General features: G+C 62.6%; 20 protein-coding genes. 2 read left to right on the top strand and 18 right to left on the bottom strand.

The features are described 5' to 3' along the window. Positions 1-92: 92 nt before the first annotated feature. On the bottom strand, positions 93-1,367 hold the full coding sequence (locus tag HNQ83_RS04255; protein ID WP_175387823.1) for an MFS transporter: 1,275 nt from the start codon (positions 1,365-1,367) through the stop codon (positions 93-95). A 120-nt stretch (positions 1,368-1,487) separates the two neighbouring features. Between HNQ83_RS04255 and HNQ83_RS04250 the strand changes: the two genes are divergently transcribed. Both HNQ83_RS04250 and HNQ83_RS04245 read left to right on the top strand, forming a co-directional pair. Continuing rightward, a complete protein-coding gene (locus HNQ83_RS04250; protein ID WP_175387822.1) occupies positions 1,488-2,390 on the top strand; it encodes a LysR family transcriptional regulator in 903 nt (300 codons plus the stop codon). Between the two features lie 453 nt (positions 2,391-2,843). Next, complete coding sequence (locus HNQ83_RS04245; protein ID WP_175387821.1) at positions 2,844-3,107, top strand: DUF6124 family protein; 264 nt, start codon at positions 2,844-2,846, stop codon at positions 3,105-3,107. A gap of 104 nt (positions 3,108-3,211) precedes the next feature. Here HNQ83_RS04245 and HNQ83_RS04240 read toward each other — a convergent pair whose 3' ends face one another. The 17 genes from HNQ83_RS04240 to HNQ83_RS04160 all read right to left on the bottom strand — a co-directional run bounded on the left by HNQ83_RS04240 (position 3,212) and on the right by HNQ83_RS04160 (position 19,766). Beyond that, positions 3,212-4,438, bottom strand: a complete 1,227-nt coding sequence (locus HNQ83_RS04240; RefSeq protein ID WP_175387820.1) for a beta-ketoacyl-ACP synthase — start codon at positions 4,436-4,438, stop codon at positions 3,212-3,214. Beyond that, positions 4,438-5,166: a 3-oxoacyl-ACP reductase FabG gene (gene fabG / locus HNQ83_RS04235; RefSeq protein WP_175387819.1), complete on the bottom strand. Its 729-nt coding sequence runs from the start codon at positions 5,164-5,166 to the stop codon at positions 4,438-4,440. The genes HNQ83_RS04240 and fabG overlap by 1 nt, the downstream gene beginning before the upstream one ends. Continuing rightward, complete coding sequence (locus HNQ83_RS04230) at positions 5,163-5,636, bottom strand: hotdog family protein (RefSeq protein WP_175387818.1); 474 nt, start codon at positions 5,634-5,636, stop codon at positions 5,163-5,165. The genes fabG and HNQ83_RS04230 overlap by 4 nt, the downstream gene beginning before the upstream one ends. Next, a complete protein-coding gene (locus tag HNQ83_RS04225) occupies positions 5,633-6,829 on the bottom strand; it encodes a beta-ketoacyl-[acyl-carrier-protein] synthase family protein (protein WP_175387817.1) in 1,197 nt (398 codons plus the stop codon). Before HNQ83_RS04225 ends, HNQ83_RS04230 begins: the two co-directional genes overlap by 4 nt. Continuing rightward, positions 6,826-7,419: a hypothetical protein gene (locus tag HNQ83_RS04220; RefSeq protein ID WP_175387816.1), complete on the bottom strand. Its 594-nt coding sequence runs from the start codon at positions 7,417-7,419 to the stop codon at positions 6,826-6,828. Before HNQ83_RS04220 ends, HNQ83_RS04225 begins: the two co-directional genes overlap by 4 nt. Continuing rightward, on the bottom strand, positions 7,419-8,141 hold the full coding sequence (locus HNQ83_RS04215; RefSeq protein WP_175387815.1) for a class I SAM-dependent methyltransferase: 723 nt from the start codon (positions 8,139-8,141) through the stop codon (positions 7,419-7,421). The genes HNQ83_RS04220 and HNQ83_RS04215 overlap by 1 nt, the downstream gene beginning before the upstream one ends. Beyond that, the gene (locus HNQ83_RS04210) at positions 8,138-9,385 is read right to left on the bottom strand and encodes an NAD(P)/FAD-dependent oxidoreductase (protein WP_175387814.1); all 1,248 of its coding nucleotides are present in this window, start codon (positions 9,383-9,385) and stop codon (positions 8,138-8,140) included. The genes HNQ83_RS04215 and HNQ83_RS04210 overlap by 4 nt, the downstream gene beginning before the upstream one ends. Continuing rightward, on the bottom strand, positions 9,372-10,532 hold the full coding sequence (locus HNQ83_RS04205; protein WP_175387813.1) for a sodium:proton antiporter: 1,161 nt from the start codon (positions 10,530-10,532) through the stop codon (positions 9,372-9,374). Before HNQ83_RS04205 ends, HNQ83_RS04210 begins: the two co-directional genes overlap by 14 nt. Next, entirely contained in the window at positions 10,529-12,868 is a 2,340-nt protein-coding gene (locus HNQ83_RS04200) for an MMPL family transporter (protein WP_175387812.1), read from the bottom strand. The genes HNQ83_RS04205 and HNQ83_RS04200 overlap by 4 nt, the downstream gene beginning before the upstream one ends. Next, positions 12,852-13,550 carry an outer membrane lipoprotein carrier protein LolA gene (locus HNQ83_RS04195; RefSeq protein ID WP_175387811.1) on the bottom strand — a complete coding sequence of 233 codons (699 nt, stop codon included), beginning with the start codon at positions 13,548-13,550 and terminating at the stop codon, positions 12,852-12,854. Before HNQ83_RS04195 ends, HNQ83_RS04200 begins: the two co-directional genes overlap by 17 nt. Then, positions 13,547-13,972: a thioesterase family protein gene (locus HNQ83_RS04190; RefSeq protein ID WP_175387810.1), complete on the bottom strand. Its 426-nt coding sequence runs from the start codon at positions 13,970-13,972 to the stop codon at positions 13,547-13,549. The genes HNQ83_RS04195 and HNQ83_RS04190 overlap by 4 nt, the downstream gene beginning before the upstream one ends. Next, positions 13,965-15,509, bottom strand: coding sequence for a histidine ammonia-lyase (hutH, locus tag HNQ83_RS04185; RefSeq protein ID WP_175387809.1), 1,545 nt, complete (start codon positions 15,507-15,509; stop codon positions 13,965-13,967). The genes HNQ83_RS04190 and hutH overlap by 8 nt, the downstream gene beginning before the upstream one ends. Further along, the gene (locus HNQ83_RS04180; RefSeq protein WP_175387808.1) at positions 15,490-16,431 is read right to left on the bottom strand and encodes a glycosyl transferase; all 942 of its coding nucleotides are present in this window, start codon (positions 16,429-16,431) and stop codon (positions 15,490-15,492) included. Before HNQ83_RS04180 ends, hutH begins: the two co-directional genes overlap by 20 nt. Beyond that, positions 16,428-17,162: a glycosyltransferase family 2 protein gene (locus tag HNQ83_RS04175; protein WP_175387807.1), complete on the bottom strand. Its 735-nt coding sequence runs from the start codon at positions 17,160-17,162 to the stop codon at positions 16,428-16,430. The genes HNQ83_RS04180 and HNQ83_RS04175 overlap by 4 nt, the downstream gene beginning before the upstream one ends. Positions 17,163-17,293: 131 nt before the next feature. Then, positions 17,294-18,973, bottom strand: a complete 1,680-nt coding sequence (locus HNQ83_RS04170) for an acyl-CoA synthetase family protein (protein ID WP_175387806.1) — start codon at positions 18,971-18,973, stop codon at positions 17,294-17,296. Next, the gene (locus HNQ83_RS04165; RefSeq protein ID WP_175387805.1) at positions 18,970-19,515 is read right to left on the bottom strand and encodes a hypothetical protein; all 546 of its coding nucleotides are present in this window, start codon (positions 19,513-19,515) and stop codon (positions 18,970-18,972) included. The genes HNQ83_RS04170 and HNQ83_RS04165 overlap by 4 nt, the downstream gene beginning before the upstream one ends. Continuing rightward, the gene (locus HNQ83_RS04160; protein WP_007992314.1) at positions 19,512-19,766 is read right to left on the bottom strand and encodes an acyl carrier protein; all 255 of its coding nucleotides are present in this window, start codon (positions 19,764-19,766) and stop codon (positions 19,512-19,514) included. Before HNQ83_RS04160 ends, HNQ83_RS04165 begins: the two co-directional genes overlap by 4 nt. Positions 19,767-19,770: the final 4 nt, after the last annotated feature.

Here is a 19,770-nt window from a genome sequence, read left to right as displayed (position 1 = left end):
GGCTTGCTCGCGAAGAGGGAGTGTCAGTCGACAGATTTGTTGTCTGGCCCACCGCATTCGCGAGCAAGCCCGCTCCCACATTTTGGTCTGCGTCAGGCCTTTACACCGCCTAGCGGCGGCAACTTCGAAAGCTTCAACGCCACCCCCAATGCCACCAGCAGCAGCGCGCCGATGAACAGGCCGATACCGTTCCAGCCGCCCAGATGCCAGAACACCCCGCCCGCCGTGCCGGCGATGCTCGACCCGGCGTAGTAGCTGAACAGGTACAGCGACGACGCCTGGCCCTTGGCCTTGGTGGCGCGGCGGCCGATCCAGCTGCTGGCCACCGAATGGGCGCCGAAGAAGCCGAAGGTGAACACCAGCATGCCGATGATGACCAATGGCAGCGGCGTGAACATCGTCAGGGCAAGGCCGGCGATCATCAGCACGATGGTGCTCCAGAGCACTTTGCGCCGTCCCAGTTTGTCGGCGAGCGAACCGATTTTCGCCGAGCTGTAAATGCCCGACAGGTACACCACCGAGAGCAACCCGACGAAAGCCTGCTCCATGTGGTACGGCTCGGACAGCAAGCGGTAACCGATGTAGTTGAACAGGGTGACGAAGGCGCCCATCAGTACAAAGGCTTCGAGGAACAGCAGCGGCAGGCCGGCGTCGCGAAAGTGCATGGTGAAGCCGTCAAGCAGGCTGCGCGGATGCAATGAACGGGCGCGGAAGTTGCGCGACTCTGGAAGGATTTTCCAGAACACCGCCGCCGCGATCAGGGCCAGGCCACCGATCACCAGCATCGCCGTGTGCCAGCTGACGAAGTCGATCAATACGCCGGTGATCAAACGACCGCTCATCCCGCCAATGGCGTTGCCGGCGATGTACAAGCCCATGGCCAGGCCGATGTGTTGCGGGTGAATTTCTTCGCTCAGGTAGGTCATGGCGACCGCGGCCAGGCCGCTCAATGACAAGCCGATCAAGGCGCGCATCACCAGCACGCCATGCCAGCTCGGCATCATCGCACTGGCCATGGTGCACAGCGCGGCGGCAAACAGGGCCGCGACCATCACCGGTTTACGCCCGACGCGATCAGAAATCGGGCCGGTGATCAGCAGGCCGATGGCGAGCATGCCGGTGGCCACCGAGAGGATCAGGCTGCTTTGGGCCGCGTTGATGGAATATTCATGGGACAGCAGCGGCATCATCGGCTGCACGCAGTAGAGCAGGGCGAAGGTCGCGAAGCCGCCGCAGAACAGTGCCAGCACTGTGCGCATGAACGCAGGCGTGCCTTTTTCGATGTAGATCTCCTTCAGTTCGACGGCAACATCGTCCAGTGCTGAGGGGGAAACTTCATGGGCAAGTGGAGCGACAGCAGTTTTCACGTTGGACCTCGGATGGCGTACAGCCGGTCAGGCAATGGAAAAAGCATATAGCTGGCTAATGATTCAATCCAATATATTGTTCGACCTGTTTGATAGCTTTAACGACCTAATGAGGTTTTCATGGAATTGCGCCATTTGCGCTACTTCATCGCCGTCGCCGAAGAACTCCATTTCGGCCGCGCCGCTCAGGTGCTGGGCATCTCTCAGCCACCGTTGAGTCAGCAGATTCAGGCGCTGGAACAGGAGGTCGGCGCGCGATTGTTCGAGCGTACCAATCGTCGGGTCGAGCTCAGCGAGGCTGGTCGGTTGTTTCTGGAAGAGGCGCGGCTGGTGCTGGCGCAGGTCGACAAAGCGGCGGACGTCGCGCGGCGGGCGCAGTTGGGCGAGTTGGGCGAACTGAAAATCGGCTTCACCTCGTCGGCGCCGTTCAACTCGACCATTCCCCAGGCGATTTTCTCGTTTCGCCAGCGCTTTCCGGCGGTGCATCTGAATTTGCGGGAAATGAGCAGTACGCAAGTGGCCGATGCGCTGGTGGACGAATCGATCGAAGTTGGAATCATGCGGCCGCTGGGGTTGCCCGATTCACTCAGTGTGGTCGAACTGATGCGCGAGCCACTGGTCGCGGTGCTCAGTTCCAAGCATCCGCTGGTGAAGGGCAGTGAAGAGGGCTTGTTCCTGTCAGCCCTGGCCCTCGAACCCTTCGTGTTTTTCCCGCGCAGCTACGGCAGTGGCCTGTACGCACAATTGCTCAGCCTGGCGCGGGACGCTGGCTTCAGCCCGCACTTTGCCCAGGAGGCGGGCGAGGCGATGACTATCATCGGGCTGGTGGCGGCGGGGTTGGGGGTGTCGGTACTGCCGGCGTCCTATCAGCGGATGCGCATCGATGGCGTGGTGTATCGGCCATTGCTCGATCCGGCGGCGGTATCGGCGGTGTGGCTCGTGCAGCGCAAGGATCAGAAGTCGCCGATGGCGCGGGCGTTTGTGGAGTTGTTGACGAGGAAGGTTGAACCGCTGAAAGCGTGACTGCTTCGCAGTCATTCGCGAGCAGGCTCGCTCCCACATTGGAACGCGCTAACTATGGGAGCGAGCCTGCTCGCGAAGACGATCGCAAGAACACCAAAAAACCATCAGCCAGGCACCGGACTACCTATCATTTCAACCTAGGCTGTAGGGCATTTCTGAAATCCCTCCCACAGGCTACATCGCCTTGCGGCGCGGCCTACACCTACTCCAGAATCCGCCGGCTTGTGCGCTTTGAGGGCCATCGCTAACTTGATTCGCGTCACTGATGGTCAGTGATCGGGTTTAGTAGCCCGTTTTCATATCTAGCGCATTGGCGCTCCTGATAGGCAGGTATGTCCATACCTGCCCTTGACGGTAGCTGTGCGCAGGGCGCCTTCGGGCGCGCCGGATTGATGTGGACCGGTCTACTAACCTGCGTACAGCTGCCACCCTTCTTTTTCAGGACGCTGACTCATGACCCATACACCCAATCCACCGGACACCGATCCGGACACGCCACGCCAACCCAGCCCGATCTTCCTCATCGCCCCCGATATCGACAACTACACCCTGCTGGAATACGCCTGCGTATCGCTGGCGTCGGCGAATGTCATGGCGAGTGATTTTGCGAGGGATTTACAAGGGTCGCAGGGCCAAAAATTGTTGGGGATTCAGCAGTCGATCATGCTTGGAGAACTGGCGGTGAATCGGGTGCTGGATAACCTTGATCCCTCGTAATCCCCGACCTTTGTGGGAGCGGGCTTGCCCGCGATGAGGCCGGCACATCCAACATCAATGTCGCCTGACGCACCGCCTTCGCGAGCAAGCCCGCTCCCACAGGGTTACGCCCAGCGCTTGAAGATCAGCGACGTATTCACCCCGCCAAACGCGAAGTTGTTGTTCATCACGAACTGATGGCTCATCTGTCGGAACTCGCCGCGCAGGTAATCGAGCTTGCCGCAGTTGGGGTCGACTTCATCGAGGTTGAGTGTGTGCACGTACAGGTCGCGGTTGAGCATTTCGATGCTGAACCAGGACTCCAGCGCACCGCAGGCGCCGAGGGTGTGGCCGAGGAAGCTTTTCTGCGAGCTGATCGGCATGTGCTCGCCGAACAGGCTGCTGGTGGCTTGGGTTTCGGCGATGTCGCCCTGTTCGGTGGCGGTGCCGTGGCCGTTGACGTAACCAATGTCCGACGGTTTGAGTCCGGCGTCTTCCAGTGCCAGTTCCATGGCCCGGCGCATGGTGACTTGCTCCGGACGGGTGGTGTGCTGGCCGTCGGCGTTGCTACCGAAACCGACGATCTCGGCATGGATGTGCGCGCCCCGTGCCAGGGCGTGCTCCAGTTCTTCGAGCACCAGCATCCCGCCGCCTTCACCGATCACCAGACCGTCACGACCGGTGTCGTAAGGGCGCGGGGACAAGTGCGGGGTGTCATTTTTCAGGCTGGTGGCATAGAGCGCATCGAAGACCATGGCCTCGGTCGGGCAAAGCTCTTCGGCACCACCGGCGAGCATCAGCGGCAGGCGGCCGAACTTGATGGCTTCGTAGGCATAGCCGATGCCCTGGCTGCCACTGGTGCAAGCGCTTGAGGTGGGGATCAGGCGGCCGGTGAGACCGAAGAAAATGCTGATATTGGCCGCCGTGGTGTGCGGCATCATGCGCACGTAGGAGTTGGCGTTCAGGCCTTCGGCCACCGAGTTGAGCAGCATGTTGCCGAACGCCTTGATCTCGTCGGTGCTACCGGTGGAGGAACCGCACGCGACGCCCATGCGTCCGTCCTTGATCGATTCGTCGCCGAGTAACCCGGCGTCGGTCAAGGCCTGTTCCGCCGCCCCAACCGCCAGCCGTGAGACCCTGCCCATGCTGCGCAGTTGTTTGCGGGTCCAGTGGCTCGGCACCTTGAAGTCATCGATAGGCCCGGCCAGGCGGGTGTTGAGTTCGGTGAAACGATCCCACTCGTCCATCCGGCGGATGCCGCTGCGGTTGGCCGCGAAGTTGCCGGCGATGGTGTCCCAGTCGCTGCCCAATGAAGTGATGCCGGCCATGCCGGTGACGACGACGCGCTTCATCAGCACAAGCCTCCGTTGACGGCCAGCACCTGCCGAGTGATGTACGAGGCTTCCGCCGACATCAGGAAATTCACGGCGCTGGCGACCTCTTCAGGGGTGCCCATGCGTTGTGCGGGAATCATTTTCATCAGTTCTTCCACCGGCACGTTTTCGTCGAGCATTGCCGTGTCGATCAGGCCGGGTGCGACACAGTTGACGGTGATTTTGCGCTTGCCCAGTTCGATCGCCAATGCCTTGGCCGCACCGATCAGCCCGGCCTTGGAGGCGCTGTAGTTGACCTGGCCACGGTTGCCGATCAACCCGGACACCGAGGTGATGCAGACAATTCGCCCGGCCGCGCGACGACGGATCATCGGCATCATCACCGGGTGCAGCACGTTGTAGAAGCCGTCGAGGTTGGTGCGCATCACCACATCCCAATCATCCTCGCTCAGCGCCGGAAAAGCACCGTCACGGGTCAGTCCGGCGTTGAGCACCACGCCGTAGTAGGCGCCGTGGGTTTCCACGTCGGCTTCCAGAATGGCTTTGCAGGCGGCGCGGTCGGACACGTCGAATTGCAGGATGCGCGCCTTGCGCCCCAAGGCCTCGATGTCGCCCTGTACCGCCTGGGCGTCCGCCAGGCCGCTGCGGCAATGCAGCACGATGTCATGCCCGGCCTTGGCCAGGCGCAGGGCGATGGCGCGGCCGATGCCACGGCTGGAACCGGTGACGAGTACGGATTCAGTCATGGCTGCGTTCCTTGTGAAGAGCCTTGGGGCTCATGGAGATATTGAGTGGCCTGCGGCGGGCGGTACACGTTCAGACGGGCGGTGGCATGAATGCCCGGCGCGTTGATATGGCATTCGAACACGCCCATGCCGTTGTCGTCCTCCAGCGAGCGAAGGCCATGGATGGTCAGTTCGGTGCCGGCCGGAAAACGGTCGACGTTGCATTCGAACTTGCGACTGCCCAGCAGGAAGCCCAGCTCGACCGCATCACCGCGCTGGCGCGCATGGCAACCGGCGAAGGCGGCGACGCTCTGGGCCATCAGTTCAATGCCGACCCACGCCGGCAAGCTGCCATCGGGGTGATTGAACAGGCCGTCGGGTTTAACCGTGAGGCAGGTGTGAATCTGCTCCGCATCGAACGCCAGGATCCGGTCGATGAGGATCATGTCGCCAGCGTGGGGCAGCAGTTCGGCGAGCGGCCAGTCAATCATGGGGCGTCTCCGATAATCAGGCTGACGTTATTGCCACCGAAGGCGAAGGAATTGCTCATCAGGTAGCGGGGACCAGTGGACGTCAGGTGATCGGCCGGGGTCACCCAATCAAGAGCAGGCAAACCAGGGTCCGGTTGACCGTCCCAGAGATGGGGCGGCAATGCCTGTTTGCGGTTATCCGCACTCAGGCTCAACCAGCAGAACGCGGCTTCCAGCGCACCGGCTGCGCCGAGGGTATGGCCGGTCATGGGCTTGGTCGAAGAGCAGGGCACCCCAGTCGGGAACAGCGTGGCGACCGCCTGGCTTTCCATGGCGTCGTTGTGTTGGGTGGCGGTGCCGTGCAGGTTCAGATAACTGATCTGTTGCGGTTGCAGGTGAGCCCGACCCAAGGCCTTGCGCATGGCCTGCAAAGCGCCACGACCCGAGGGCTCCGGCGCAGAAATATGGTGCGCATCGGAGCTCGCGCCGCTGCCGAGCAGGGCAATCGGCGGGTTGCCGCCCGCCTGCTTGCTCATCAGGAACAGCACGGCCGCTTCGCCAATGTTGATGCCGTTGCGATTCACCGAGAACGGGTTGCAACGTTGATCCGAAACCGCTTCCAGTGCCGTAAACCCGTTGAGGGTCAGTTTGCACAAACTGTCGACGCCGCCGCACAGCACCACGTCGCAGACCCCCAGATCCAGCAGGCGCTGGGCGCTCATCAGCGCCCTTGCGCTGGAGGTGCAAGCGGTGGAAATCACATAGGCCGGGCCGCTCAGTTTCAGCCAGTCGGCGAGAAAGTTCGCCGGGGCGCCGAGTTCCTGTTGCTGGTAGTCGTATTCCGGCGGGAACTGATGTTCGCGGATGTAACGGGCCAGGCCCCGGCTGGCTTCGTCGATGCCGGAGGTGCTGGTGCCCAGCACGACACCGATACGATCGCGACCGTAAGTCTGGATGGCCTGATCGATGTCCTGGCGAATTTGCAGGGCGGCTTCCATCAGCAGCTGATTGTTGCGGGTGTCTTGCCGGGACAATTCGGCGGGAACCGCCGCCAGCTCGCCACACACCGCGCCTACGGGCAATGACCGCTCTGGCACCCAGCCCTTTTCACTGCGCATGCCGGAGCAATCGCCGGCAAACAGATTGCGTGCGACTTCGTGCTTGTCATGGCCCAGGGAGCAGATAACCCCAAGGGCGTTCAGGTAGGCGGTCATGGTGCCTCCCCGCTCAGCGGTGTGACTTGGTATTTCGGGCCTTTGGGCAGGTTCAATTCAAAGCTCATCGGTTGTGAATATCGGACGTTCCAGCGCTCCGGCAAGGCGCGTTGTGCGCCATGTTGCCAGGCCGCCGGATAGTTGCCGTGCAACTCGTCCTGCGGTGTCAGCGCAAACAGCAGCGCCGCGAACAGTTCCCGGGCTTCCGGGTTGGGCGGCAGCAGTCCGTCAGCGCGCCATTCACCGTCCACCAGTTTCTGGCGTGCCTGGGGAATGCCCAGCAGGTCCATCATCGACCAGCGAATGGCCGGGCCTTCACGCTGGATCACCAGCACCCAGTCCTGACGCTGTTCGGCTTGCAGTCGCTGGATGTGCAATTGCAGTGGCAACGTCAGGTTCGGGGTCTGCTCGGGCAGCGGCGCCTTGCTGGCGCAGGCGCTCAGCAACAGGGCTACGCAAAGCAGGAGAACACCGACTACCCCTGTGGGAGCGAGCCTGCTCGCGAAGAGGGCGTCACATCCAACCTGTTTGTTGACGGATGTACCGCATTCGCGAGCAGGCTCGCTCCCACAGGGATTGACTGTGAACATTAGACAGCACCTTCCAGCGGTTTGCGCGCCACCACATTGACCAGGGTTTCTTCCCGCTGGCCAAAGGGTTTCGGCCGACGGCCCAGGCGCTCCAGCAAGCCGAAATCCTTGGCCCGACTCCACCACAAGTAGGGGTAAGACACATTCTGCGGCCCGAATTCAAAGCCCTGACGGCGAATCATCTCCAGGTACTGCGCCGCGCTCTTCTGCACCTGCATCGGATGCCGGAACAGCCAGCGAATGACCCAGGTATCAATGTAAGCCTCGGTGGACTCGGCGAACAGCAGGTAGCCGCCAGGCTTGAGCACGCGGTAGAACTCGGCCAATGCCCGTTCCTGCTCCACCAGATGATGGAAGGTCTGGTGACAGAACAACAGGTCGACGCTGGCGTCGGGAACCTGAAGGCTCGCGCAATCGCTGCCGATCAACTCCACCTTCATACCGTGATTGACCGCTTCTTCGCCGCTGCGGTTCAGGCTGTACGGGTCGGCATCAACGCCGATCAGACGCCCGGGCACAAAGGTCTGGTGCAAGTACCGGAACGATTTGCCCTGGCCGCAACCGACATCCAGCAGCACTGGCTGGCTCGGCGGGGCTTCGCTGAACAGGCTGCGCAAATCGTTGATCGCCACGCGCAGCACATAGTGCTGCCAGGTGCGGCTGCGCAGGAACCAAAGGCCGAAACGGGTTTCTTCGACGTAGTTGTCGCTCAAATAGCTCATGACGCAGTCCTTGCACAGAGTTCTGAAATCACCTTCAACCGACGTCTGGCTTCGCTGACGAACGGGTTGCGTTCGTCCCAGGCGTAGCCGGCGAGAATCGAACTGATCATGCGGCGGATGTCCGGTGAGCTGGCCTCGTGGAAAATCACGTCCTGAAAGGTGCCGGCGTACCAGCCTTCGACGTAGCAGCGGAAGGTGTCGACGCCACGCTTGAGCGGTTCGGCGAACTCGCGTTGCCAGTCGACCGCTTCGCCTTGCAATTGGCGGTGCAAGAGGGCCGCCGCCATGCTCGCCGAACGCATGGCGATGGTGACGCCGGAGGAGAACACCGGGTCGAGGAATTCCGCCGCGTTGCCCAGCAGCGCAAAACCCGGCCCATGCAAGGTTTTGACGTTAGCCGAGTATCCGCCAATGGTTCGCGCGGGCGTATCCCACACGGCATTGTTCAGTACGCCGGCCAGGCTGGGCGTCTCGGCGATGAAGCCGCGCAGGCACTCGTCCAGATTATCGGTGCGGCCCTCGAAGTGTTCTGCCGCCGCCACCACGCCCACCGAGCATCGCCCGTTGCTGAACGGGATGGTCCAGAACCAGACATCGCGCTTCGTTGGGTGGGTCGTGACGAGGATCTTGGTACGGTCGAAACCGGGGTTGTCGATGTTGTCCTCAACGTGGGTGAACACGGCTTGGCGTATAGGGAAGTTCGACGGTGCCTCGAGGTCGAGCAGGCGTGGCAGGACGCGCCCGTATCCGCTGGCGTCGAGCATGAAATCAGCCTCGACGCGGTACTCGCTGCCGTCCTCGCGACGCACATCCAGCCACGGCTTTTCCTGTTCGATATCGACGCTGACGATGGCTTCGCCATAGCGAACCTCGACGCCTTGCAGCGCCGCTTGATTGGCCAGCAGCTTGTCGAAATCGGCGCGTTGCACCTGGAAGGTCGTCGGCTTGCCGTGGGTGAAGGTTTCACTGAAATCGAAGGTGCTGTACTGCTCGCCCCAGGCGAATGCGGCACCGGTTTTAAGCTGGAAACCGGCGGCGTTGACGGCGTCGAGCATGCCCGCTTCTTCGACGAAATCCAGGCAGTGGCACAACAGGCTTTCGCCGATGGAAAACCGTGGGAAGTGCTGGCGCTCGATCACCAGCACATCGTGTCCCTTGCGCTTGAGCAGCGCGGCGGCGATGGCACCCGAAGGGCCTGCGCCGATGATCACGATCTGGCGATGTTCCGTTTCAACGGTTGGCATGGGGGCTCCTTGCCGGGGCGGCAGCGTTCAGGGGAATCCGGTGCATGCCGGCCAGTGCCGGCAGCAATGTCGCGATCAGGCCCATCAGCATCAGCGCAAAGTACAGCGCCGGGCTGATGAGCTGTTGTTGCAGCAACAGGTTGAGAAACACGATTTCACTCAAGCCGCGAATGTTCAGCAGCACGCTTTCCCGCCAGCGGCTGGCGCCCTGGAACGAGGCACCGGCCCAGCCGAGGCCAAGCCAGTTGCCCAGCAGTTTGCTGGCGATTGGCATCAGCAGCAGCGCCGCCAATTGCACCCAGCCGAGGCTGTCCATGGCGCTGTGCACGTTGATCTGCACGATGCCGAAGGTGAGGATCAGTGGAATGGCAACGTAGGTCTGCAGGCGGCTCATCCAGATCGCCGGCAGCGGCAGCACCAGCGGCGCCTTCAGCGCGGCCATGATCAACACGTAACCGATGCCGAAGATTAGCGCATTAAGCTTGTAGTGCTCCGCCACCACCAGCAGGGCGAAAAAGCCCAGGCTGTACAGCCACAGCTGGCGCAGGCCCAGCAGCCTCAACAGGATGGGCAGGCAGGCGCCGGCCAACGGCAGCAGCAGGCTGCTCAAGTGCAGGGTGCCCTGTGCGATGGCAAACAGCGTCCAGCAGGTGAGGTCGATGAGGATCGCGGTCTGCACCAGTCGCCGGGTCGCGGCAGTTGGGTAATCGATATGCCGCAGGTACAGGTACAACACAGGAATCGCGGTAATGGCGAACAACAGGCCGACCGCGAGGGAGCTGAGCCAGGGTTGCGGTGGCAGCAGCCAGATCGCCGTGGCGAGGCCGCAGGCAAACGGAATGCAGAAGCTCGGCAGGGCGATTTTCAGGCTCTGGCGGTCCAGTTGCAGGTCGATCACGTCACTGAGGATATAGCCGAGCAACAGCGCGAAACTCAGGCTGTAGAGGTTTTTCAGCCAGATGGGCGACACCAGCGCCGCGCCGCTCAATTGCCAGTGCGGTTCGATCCAGAAATACATCAGCAGCGGCAAACCGACGGTCGCCAACAGCAGCTGGCTGACGATCGGGATCAGGCCGAAGTAGCGGCCAACCCGGGTTGCCACGGCGAACAGCGTCAGGGCCATCGCCCAGAACAGAGCAATCATCATGCTGTCGGCTCCGCGACCGTGGCCACATGCACCTGTCGACCGGCCCAGGGGGCGAGCATGAAGCTGAACACCAAGCCCAGGCTGACCGACAGGCCGAAATTACTTACCGCCGGCGTACTCGACACCGCCAGCAGGCCGAACGACAGCCAAGTGGTCAACGCCGCCAGCAAGGTGCCCAGCAGGCTCACGGCGGCACCGCCGACTTGCTCGCGCATGAGGATCGCGTAGTCGACGCTGATCGCCGTCACCAGCAACAGGCCGAACAGGCTGAACAGGGTCAACGGTTGCCCCAGCCAGCCGAGGCTGGCCAGGCTGCACAGTGCCGCCAGCAGCGGCAGGGACACGATGCGCAATGCGCCACCGAAGCCGAACGGCAGGATCAGCACCAGCACGATCAGCACGCAGGAGGCGAGTTTCAGTTCGGCGGCGCTGATCTGCGTCGCGGCGAACACACGGTTCAACTCCCCCAGCCGATCCACCAGTTTCACGCCCGGCAAGTCCGCGGCCTGGACCCGCAACAGAGACGGATTGTTCAGGCCTTGCAGGCTGACCATCGCCGCCACGCCGTCATCGGTCGGCCCCAGCCACAACAGGCGATAAGGCTCGCCCAAGGGCCCTGCCAGCGCCGCGTCGATGTCTTCGACGGGCAGCGCCTGCAATGCCTTCAATTCGGCTTGCAGTGCTTCCACGGGCACGCCGACATCGATCAATGGCTGCCAGCGTTGTGGCAGCTTGCTCAACGCTTCGCGCGCCTTGCGCTGTTCGTTCGGCGGGCTGACCAACTGATTGAGTGACAGGTAGCCCTGCAGTTTTTCCAGGTTGACCAGTTGATCCAGGCGCTCATTGAGGGCGGTCTGGCGTTCGAGCAATTGCTGTTGATCAGCGGCCTGTATCAGGAAGAACTGGCTGGTGGGTTGATAACCGGTAATTCGTGCAATGGTCTGCGCTTCATCGGTCAGTTGCTGTGGTGCGCCGACCCATTGGCGGATGTCATTTTTCGTTTCGAGTTGCAAAAGACCGCCGGCGCAGAAGGCAATCAACAGCGCCAGCAAGACCGGTGTACTCAGGCGTTTGAGCAGCGCCTCGCGAAGACCCAGCAAAAATACGGAAACCTGTAGCGGCCACTGCGCCGGACGCAGTTCGACATTTCTGAGCAATGCCGGCAGCAGGCACACGGCAGACAAGTAGGCACCGAGCAGACCGGCGGCGGAGAACACCGCGATCTGGGTCAGTGCCGGGAACGGAGTCCAGGCCAGCGCCAGGTATCCGATGGCGCTGGTGATCAGGCTCAAGGTCAGGCCCGGCAAGGTCAGGCGCAGGGCTGGCCAGCTGTGCCAGGGCTTCAGGCTCCAGCTCTTGGACAGGTAATGCAGCGGGTAATCGACGGCGACGCCGATCAGGCTCGAACCCAACACCAGGGTCATCACATGCATATGGCCGAACAGCGCCACGCAGGCCACCGCACCGAACAACATGCCGACCAGTACCGGGACGAAGGCCAGCAACACCCGCCAACGGCGGAAGGCCAGCAACAGCAACAACAAAATGCCGACCGTGGCCCCGCCACCGACCCAGGTCATCTCACGGGAGGCTTGTTTCTGTCCGTTGGCGGCATACAGCAGGCCGCTGGCCGCCAGCAGTTGCACGCCTGATTCGGCCGCTTCTTCACGGCTGTGTTGCAGCAGATCCGCCACTTGCAGCGGCAGGTTCATGTCAAAGGCGTTGCCGGTGGTCCGCGCCCGGAGCAATACCCAACTCTTGCCATCGGCATCGGCAATCAAGGCGCCACTGCCGATGTCCAGTTGCACCGCGCCGTGTTGCGGCTGGCTGTTCTGGATGCGTCCGGTCAAGCCCAGCCAGTCGTCTTGGCTGGGCACCAGGCTGAAACCGGTGAAGGGATCGAACAGCGCTTGCACCCGCTGCTGAATGAAGGCGTCGGGATGTTCGATCAGTTGTTGGCGATCTTCCGTCGAGAGCATCGCCAGGCGACCTTGCAACAGTTGCGCGCGCAACGCCGGCAAGTCGGCTTGCAGGTTCCATTGGACCTTTTCGAACAGGCCGCGGGCTTGCCATTGATCGCCCAGTTTCCGCGCCATGGCGATGGCTTGTTCGCGATTTTCATGGCCCACCAGCACCAGCATTTCGCGGTTCAGCGGCTCTTGCATGCGTTGTTCGGCGCGCAACTCCAGGGCGTCCGGCGCGGTGCCGGGCACCAGTTCCATCAGGTTGGCCGACAAGGGGGCGCCGTCGCGCCATTGCCAACCGGCGAGCGCCAGCACAGCCAGCAGCAGGATCAGGAACAGTCGCGGCAGCATCCGCTCACTCGGCAAAGTCATGTTGCTCCGCGTCGCTCAAGGGTTGGGCGCTCGTGCTGTCCTGCATGCGCAACAGGGTGCTGTCGCCCTGGGTTTCCAGCAATTCGATGCTGTGCACCAGTTCGCCACCGGTGATGTTGATCTGGTTGAACACCTGCTTGAGCAGCATCGAGCGTGGCACCAGCGTCAGTTTCCAGTTTTGCGCGTCGCCGCTCAGCGACAGTTCGAAATCCCGTTGCAGCCCGCTGCTGTCACCTTGCAACACGGCGAGGAACAAGCGGTTCTGCTCGGCGCCGGCGCTCTTGCCCGGCAGCATCTGCCAACCGCTGGCGTCACGTCGGGCGATGCCCTTGGCGGTGATGCGGTAATCCTGCTGCAAGGGCGTTTTCAGCAGCCACAGCAGGCCGTGGTTTTTCGCCAGGACGAAGGTGCCCTTGCTGGTCAGCGGCTGGGGCAGGGCGCGCAGGTGTTTTTCCTGGATGAAATTGCCGTGGATCACATCTGGCTTGGCCAGTTGATCGCTGAGCTGTTGCAGATCGAAAGCATGAGCCAGCCCCGGAATACCCAGCAATACGCAGAAAACTGCAGGCGCGAGCCTGCTCGCGAAAAACCTGAGAACGGCGCGGGGTGTCAGGTGCCCAGCGTCATCGTTAACGACCATCGCGAGCAGGCTCGCTCCCACAGGGAAGTGGCGGACATTCATGCGAGCACTCTCTCGACGGCGTCGGTAAAGACCTTCGGCGAAGCCAGCAGCATCTCGCGATTGCTCATGTCGACGGCGACCTGCACGGAGACGGCGCGGGTCAATCGCTCACCAGTGTCCAGATCGCTGATCAGGTAATTGATCTTCAGACGGTTCTCCCACTCCACCAGATTGGCGCGCACATTCAGCCTCTGACCGAACACTGCGCCGCGCACATAGCGCAGTTGCAGGTCGATCACCGGCCAAGCGTAGCCCGACTCGGACATGGCGCTGTAGTTGTGGCCGATCTTGTCCAGCAACGCGCAGCGGGCGACTTCCAGGTATTTGACGTAATGGCCGTGCCAGACCACGTTCATGCTGTCGACGTCAAAGAACGGCACGAGGATTTCCGTATCGGTGTGGAGCACTCCCTTGCTACGCATGCAGCCTCCAGTGTTGTTCGGCGATTCGTTGCAGGCACAGGCGCAGTTCGCCTTCCAGCGCGCGGTCTTCGATGACCGGCGGGAAGTCCTTGGCCAGTTCCTCGTGCATGGCGGCCAGGGCCGGCGGCAACGGGCGTGCGTCTGCGGACTGTTCGCGCAGCCAGACGCCCTGATTGGCGGCCAGCAGCGTGGCGGCGGCGACCTGTTCGGTCAGCTCCAGCACGCGAATCGCATCCCGGGCGGCGATGGTGCCCATGCTCACCTTGTCCTGGTTATGGCACTCGGTGGAGCGCGAGAACACGCTGGCCGGCATGGTGTTTTTCAGCGCTTCGGCAGTCCAGGCGCTGGCGCCGATCTGCACGGCCTTGAAGCCGTGGTTGAGCATCGCCCGCTCGGCGCTGGCGCCCGACAAATTGCTCGGCAGGCCATGGTTGTAGCGTTCGTCCACGAGCAGTGCGAGCTGGCGATCCAGCAGGTCGGCAACGTTGGCCACCAGGTTTTTCAGGCTGTCCATGGCGAAGGCGATGTGGCCGCCATAGAAGTGCCCGCCGTGCAGCACGCGTTCGGCCTCGGCGTCGATGATCGGGTTGTCGTTGGCGCTGTTGAGCTCGATTTCGATGAATGAGCGCAGCCAGTTCAGGCTGTCGGCCAGCACGCCGAGGACATGGGGCGCGCAACGCAGGGAGTAACGGTCCTGCAAGCGATGCAAGGGCGCGGTCGGTGCGTCGATTGCCAGGTCCTTGCGCAACCAGCCGGCGACTTGCATCTGCCCCGGATGCGGTTTGGCGGCGAACAGGCGCTCGTCGAAGTGCTCCGGATTGCCTTGCAGGGCGACCACGTTCAGCGCGGTGATACGGGTCGCCAGTTGCAGCAGGTAGTCGGCGCGGGCGTAGGCCAGGCAGGCGAGGCCAGTCATCACGGCCGTGCCGTTCATCAACGCCAGGGCTTCTTTCGGGCGCAGCACCAGCGGCGCCCAGCCGAGTTCGCGATGCACGTCGGCAGCCTGACGGCGTTCGCCACGGAACATCACCTCGCGTTCGCAGGACAGCGTCGCGGCGACGTAGGACAGTGGCGTCAGATCGCCGCTGGCGCCGACCGAGCCTTCTTCCGGGATCAGCGGCAGGATGTCGTGTTCAAGGAAGGCTTGCAGGCGCTCCAGCAGCTCCACACGCACCCCGGAGACGCCGTGGCACAGCGACTGCAAACGTGCCGCCAGCACCGCGCGGGTGGCTTGGGCGTCGAGCAGTTTGCCCAGGCCGCAGCCGTGGAACGTGTACAGATGACGGGGCAGCGCCTCGACGTGATGCAGCGGTACCGCCACCACGCAGGAGTCCCCGTAGCCGGTGGTCACGCCATAGATCACGCCTTCCTTGTCCAGCAGGGAATCGAGGAAGCGCGCGCCCTTGGCGATGCGCTCGCGGTACGCGGGATCGCTCTGCAGCTGCGTCGGCGCCTGGCGGTTGGCCAGGGCCAACACGTCTTCAATGCGCAAAGGGCGTTCGCCGAAGGTTACCGGCTCAAGCGTTGGCGTCGTCATCGGTCTTCCAGAAAGGGTAAAAGTTGAACCATTGTTGAGGGGCTTCGAGGCAATAGTGACCCAGGCGCTCGGCATAGCGGGAAGCCCACTGATGAATGACCTGCTCGCGGTCGCTGCGTTTCCAGGTGATCGCCTCGGCGAACGGTTCCAGGGGCAGTCGATAATCGCCATCGGGTTTCTTCAGGCACAGCAGCAGGTTGACCGGGCATTTCAGCAGGCCGGCCAGCAGCCATGGTCCTTGCGGGAACCTGGCCGGGTGACCGAGGAAGTCCACAGTCACGCTGCGTCCGCCATGCAGCGGCACGCGATCGCCGGCAATCGCCAGCCATTCGCCGCGCTCCAGGCGTTCGTGCAGTTGCAGCATGATCACCGGGTCCAGTTCGCTGACCTGAATCAGGCGCAGATTGGTCGCGCCGGCTTCGCCCAGCAAACGGTTGAACTGCTCGGCGTGCTTGGTGTGCACCAGCACGTTCATCGTCACCTTCTCGCCAATCTCCGCCAGTGCGCGGCAGACTTCCAGATTGCCCAGGTGCGCGCCCACCAGCATCTGCCCGCGGGTGCCGCGCAACTGGTTGCGCAGCAGTGCCGGGTCGATTATTTCGATCTGCTCGATGCTCAGCTTGCCGTTCCATACATCGAGCTTGTCGAGCATGGAGTCGGCGAAGGCCATGAACTGGCCGAACACGCGCCAATGGGTCGGGCGCAGCTCGTGGCGACCACTCCAGTCGGCGAGTCGTCGCTGGTACTGCCAGGCGCTATGGCGGGCGCTACGACCAAACAGGAAAAAGTACAACACGATGCCGTACAGCAATGGGCTCAACAGCCGGCGCCCAAGGACTTTGGCGGCGAACGCCGTGAATTTCATCAGCCAGAAACTGCCGCGCTCCTCACGGTCGGCCCAGTGTTGCTTGTCGGCATTCATGTTCGCCACCGCCGCCAGAGAATCAGGGGGGAGCGCAGCAACATGCCGAAGAACAACCGGGTGTGCATGCTCGAAATCAAAACGTTGTCGTGGAACATCCGGAAATGCGAAACACCGTCCAAGGGGTAATGGACCCGGGTTTGCAGCCATCGCATCGGCTGGTTGCGCCAGGCCAGGCGCACCAGAATGTCCGAGTCGAAATCCATGCGTTTGCCGATCTTCGCAGTGTCGATCAGCGCCAGCACCGGTGGCAGCGGATAGACGCGGAAACCGCACATGGAGTCGCGAATCTGCAGCGACAGGGTGTTGATCCAGACCATGACGTGCGTCAGGTAGCGAGCGTACAAGCGACCTTTCGGCACGCTGGCGTCGTATTGCGGATAGCCGCAGACCACAGCCTCGGGATGGCTGCGTGAGTGTTCGATGAAGCGTTCAACGTCTTGCAGGTCGTGCTGGCCGTCGGCGTCCACCTGCAAGGCATGACTGAAGCCCAGGCGCGACGCTTCGCGCAGACCGGTCATCACGGCGCCGCCCTTGCCTTGGTTAGCGGCGAGGCGAATCAGGTGAACGTTGTCGCGGCGGGCCAGTTGATCCAGGACCTCGGCGCAGGGTTTATCGCTGGCGTCGTCCACCAGAATGCAGGGCAGTGCGCTGGCGAGCAGCGCGTCGACCACGGTGGTGATCGCGGTTTCGTGGTTGTAGACCGGGATGACGGCGCAGGGGTTATGCATGTCGGGGCACACCTGAAGGACCGAGGTGTCTGCTTCGCGAGCAGGCTCGCTCCCACAGGGGATTTGTGTCAGGTGAAAATCCAATGTGGGAGCGGGCTTGCTCGCGAATGAGTGCGCAGCACTCGCCAAACCTATGCATCCGCCGCCTCCAGCAAAATCCGCCCACTGGAGCAGGTGGCGGTTTCATTGCGATAGGCGAAATACAGTTTTCCGCGGGCCGGGTCGAAGCGCAGGTGTAACTGAATTTCATCTCCCGGACGCACCAGTTGCTGGAATTTCAGGACTTCCATGCCGGCGAATTTTTCCGGCAGATTCATCAATTGTTGGCCCAGGCTCATCGCCCACTCCACTTGCACTACACCCGGCAGCACAGGAGCCTTGGGGAAGTGGCCGCTGAAATAGGCCAGGTCCGGTGGCACCGCCAGTTGCAGGCTCCATTCGCCCTCGGTTTCGAGCTGTTCCAGCACCTCCGGCCCCTTGGGGCGCGGCGCCAGCAACAGGGCTTCGACGTCGGCCTGGGGCAATTTGCCTTGGGCGTTCAGTGGCAGTTGTCGCAGCAAGCGCCAGCGCCGTGGCAGTGCGATGGCCTCGCAATGCTGGCTCAGGTGTTGGCGCAAGTGTTCCGTGAGTGCGCGTCGACCCAGATTGCGCAGGGCGTGCAACCCCGCGTCGGTCAGGACCAGCAGCGCTCCCAGCGAGGCACGGTTTTCCTGAACGACACCCAGCCGTGCTTCAGCGACCCAGTCATGGGCCGTCAGCGCCTGCTCCAGCATGGGCAGCGAGATGCGTTTTTCTTCCAGTTTGACGATCCGATCCAGCCGCCCAAGCAGTTCAAAACGGCCATCGGCCGCGATTCGCGCTGCATCGGCGGTGTGTTCGACATGGCCGGCGGGCAGGTAGGGCGAGGTGATGAGCAGCGCGCCGTCATTGTCCTGACTCAGCACGACATCGACGAAGGGTTGCCAAGGATTTTGTCCCTGGCGCCAGGCAATGCCACCGGTTTCCGAGCTGCCGAAGATTTCGGTCGGCCATTGATGCAGGCGCTCGTGCAGGCTCTGTGCCGCCTCGGCCGGCAATGCGCCACCGGAAGAAAACACCCGACGCACCGCGCTCAAGGCTGGCCAGTCGAGGTTGTCGCCCATGCGCTTGAGCAGCGCCGGGCTGGCGACCCAGGCGAATGCGCTGTGCTCGCGGCTGGCGCGTTGCAGGTCTTCCGGAAAGGCCAGTTGCTTGCGCACGAACGGGCGGCCGGCGCACAGCGGCCACAGCACCCGAAACAGCAGGCCATAAATGTGTTGCGTGGCAACGCTGCCAATGATGCAGGCCGATCCCAGGTCAGCGCCCCACAGCCGTTCCAGGGCTTCGACTTCGTTGGCCAGTTGGCGCAGGTTCTTTTCGATGCGCTTGGGGTCGCCGCTGGAGCCGGAGGTGCACAGGCTCAGGGAGCAGCGATCCAGATCCAGCGCTTCTGCGGCCAATGGCGGATGCCGGAAGTCGCCCAGATGGGCGTCACCCGGTTGATCGGTCAGCCACAGGTCGACTTCGCTCGACCAGCGCTGGCGAGTATGAGCCTGCAGGTCGGACGGTAACAAAACGGCCACCCCGGCACGCCAGGCCCCGAGCAGGGCAATCGCCAGGTCGGCGGCGTCTTCGAGGTGCACGGTCATGCGCCGCACGCCCCGGGCTTGCAGGCCAGCCGCCAGGCGCAGAGCCTGTTCGCACAGTTGCGCGTGATCCAGGGCCGGTGCGGCCGTTACGGCGCGCTCCGGCTGAGCCTTGAGCAACAGGTGCTCAAGTTTTATCCAATTCATGGGTGGCCTCGTACCCGTTGTCGTATGAGCCATTCAATGGCAAACATCAGGCCTATCAATCCGTAGGAAATCAGACCGGTGTACAACATCCACCAGCTCAGCGGCGCCCAAAGCGTCAGGGCGGCGGCGCACAAACCGTTGCAGAGAAAAAACACACTCCAGGCGATGGTGACCTGGCGGGTATAGCGAATGCCCTCGGCCGGCAGGTGCGGTTCGCGCAGGCGCGCCAGGCGTTCGACGATCGGCGGGCCGTAAATCAGGCTCACGCCAAACAGCACCAGCATGAAACCGCTGATCAGGACCGGGTACCAGCGCAGCAGTAGCGGGCTGTCGAACAGCGCCAGCAACAGGCAGAACACGATGGCTACCATGGCCATCCATCGGCTGCCCGGTCGCCGCCGTCCGGTCAGCGCTCGCGCCAGCCACAGGCTGCCCAGCAGCAGACCGAACTGCCACGGTGCAAAATGCTCCATACCGAAATACACCGCGAAGGGGTACAGCAGGCCTGCCAGCAGCAGGCCGAGGCCGATCAGTCGGCTCATGCGGCCGGTTGAACCAGGCGGTAGACCGCTTCGACCACGTCACTGACGGTGCGCACCGATTTGAATTCCTCGGCGGCGATTTTCTTGCCGGTCTGACGTTTGATGTGATCGATCAGGTCGACGGCGTCAATGCTGTCGATTTCCAGGTCCTGATACAGGTTGGATTCGAGGCTCACCCGCTCGGGGTCCAGTTCGAACAGCTCGACCAAGGCATCGCGCAGTGTATTGAAAATGTCGTCACGAGTTTGCATGGTC

Origin of the sequence: Pseudomonas sp. C2B4, from assembly GCF_013359695.1 — a bacterium.
Lineage (GTDB): Bacteria > Pseudomonadota > Gammaproteobacteria > Pseudomonadales > Pseudomonadaceae > Aquipseudomonas.
Note: the sequence above shows the minus strand (reverse complement) of the source record. Positions and strands in the feature narration are given on the sequence as shown.

Bases quoted from the DNA above. Each gene is read 5' to 3' on its own strand.
- HNQ83_RS04245 (WP_175387821.1), top strand. From the start codon at position 2,844: ATGACCCATACACCCAATCCACCGGACACCGATCCGGACACGCCACGC.
- HNQ83_RS04180 (WP_175387808.1), bottom strand. From the start codon at position 16,431: ATGAATGCCGACAAGCAACACTGGGCCGACCGTGAGGAGCGCGGCAGT.
- HNQ83_RS04220 (WP_175387816.1), bottom strand. From the start codon at position 7,419: ATGTTCACAGTCAATCCCTGTGGGAGCGAGCCTGCTCGCGAATGCGGT.
- HNQ83_RS04195 (WP_175387811.1), bottom strand. From the start codon at position 13,550: ATGAATGTCCGCCACTTCCCTGTGGGAGCGAGCCTGCTCGCGATGGTC.
- HNQ83_RS04170 (WP_175387806.1), bottom strand. From the start codon at position 18,973: ATGAATTGGATAAAACTTGAGCACCTGTTGCTCAAGGCTCAGCCGGAG.
- HNQ83_RS04165 (WP_175387805.1), bottom strand. From the start codon at position 19,515: ATGAGCCGACTGATCGGCCTCGGCCTGCTGCTGGCAGGCCTGCTGTAC.
- HNQ83_RS04215 (WP_175387815.1), bottom strand. From the start codon at position 8,141: ATGAGCTATTTGAGCGACAACTACGTCGAAGAAACCCGTTTCGGCCTT.
- HNQ83_RS04190 (WP_175387810.1), bottom strand. From the start codon at position 13,972: ATGCGTAGCAAGGGAGTGCTCCACACCGATACGGAAATCCTCGTGCCG.
- hutH (WP_175387809.1), bottom strand. From the start codon at position 15,509: ATGACGACGCCAACGCTTGAGCCGGTAACCTTCGGCGAACGCCCTTTG.
- HNQ83_RS04210 (WP_175387814.1), bottom strand. From the start codon at position 9,385: ATGCCAACCGTTGAAACGGAACATCGCCAGATCGTGATCATCGGCGCA.
- HNQ83_RS04205 (WP_175387813.1), bottom strand. From the start codon at position 10,532: ATGATGATTGCTCTGTTCTGGGCGATGGCCCTGACGCTGTTCGCCGTG.
- HNQ83_RS04225 (WP_175387817.1), bottom strand. From the start codon at position 6,829: ATGACCGCCTACCTGAACGCCCTTGGGGTTATCTGCTCCCTGGGCCAT.
- HNQ83_RS04230 (WP_175387818.1), bottom strand. From the start codon at position 5,636: ATGATTGACTGGCCGCTCGCCGAACTGCTGCCCCACGCTGGCGACATG.
- HNQ83_RS04160 (WP_007992314.1), bottom strand. From the start codon at position 19,766: ATGCAAACTCGTGACGACATTTTCAATACACTGCGCGATGCCTTGGTC.
- HNQ83_RS04175 (WP_175387807.1), bottom strand. From the start codon at position 17,162: ATGCATAACCCCTGCGCCGTCATCCCGGTCTACAACCACGAAACCGCG.
- HNQ83_RS04240 (WP_175387820.1), bottom strand. From the start codon at position 4,438: ATGAAGCGCGTCGTCGTCACCGGCATGGCCGGCATCACTTCATTGGGC.
- HNQ83_RS04200 (WP_175387812.1), bottom strand. From the start codon at position 12,868: ATGACTTTGCCGAGTGAGCGGATGCTGCCGCGACTGTTCCTGATCCTG.
- fabG (WP_175387819.1), bottom strand. From the start codon at position 5,166: ATGACTGAATCCGTACTCGTCACCGGTTCCAGCCGTGGCATCGGCCGC.
- HNQ83_RS04250 (WP_175387822.1), top strand. From the start codon at position 1,488: ATGGAATTGCGCCATTTGCGCTACTTCATCGCCGTCGCCGAAGAACTC.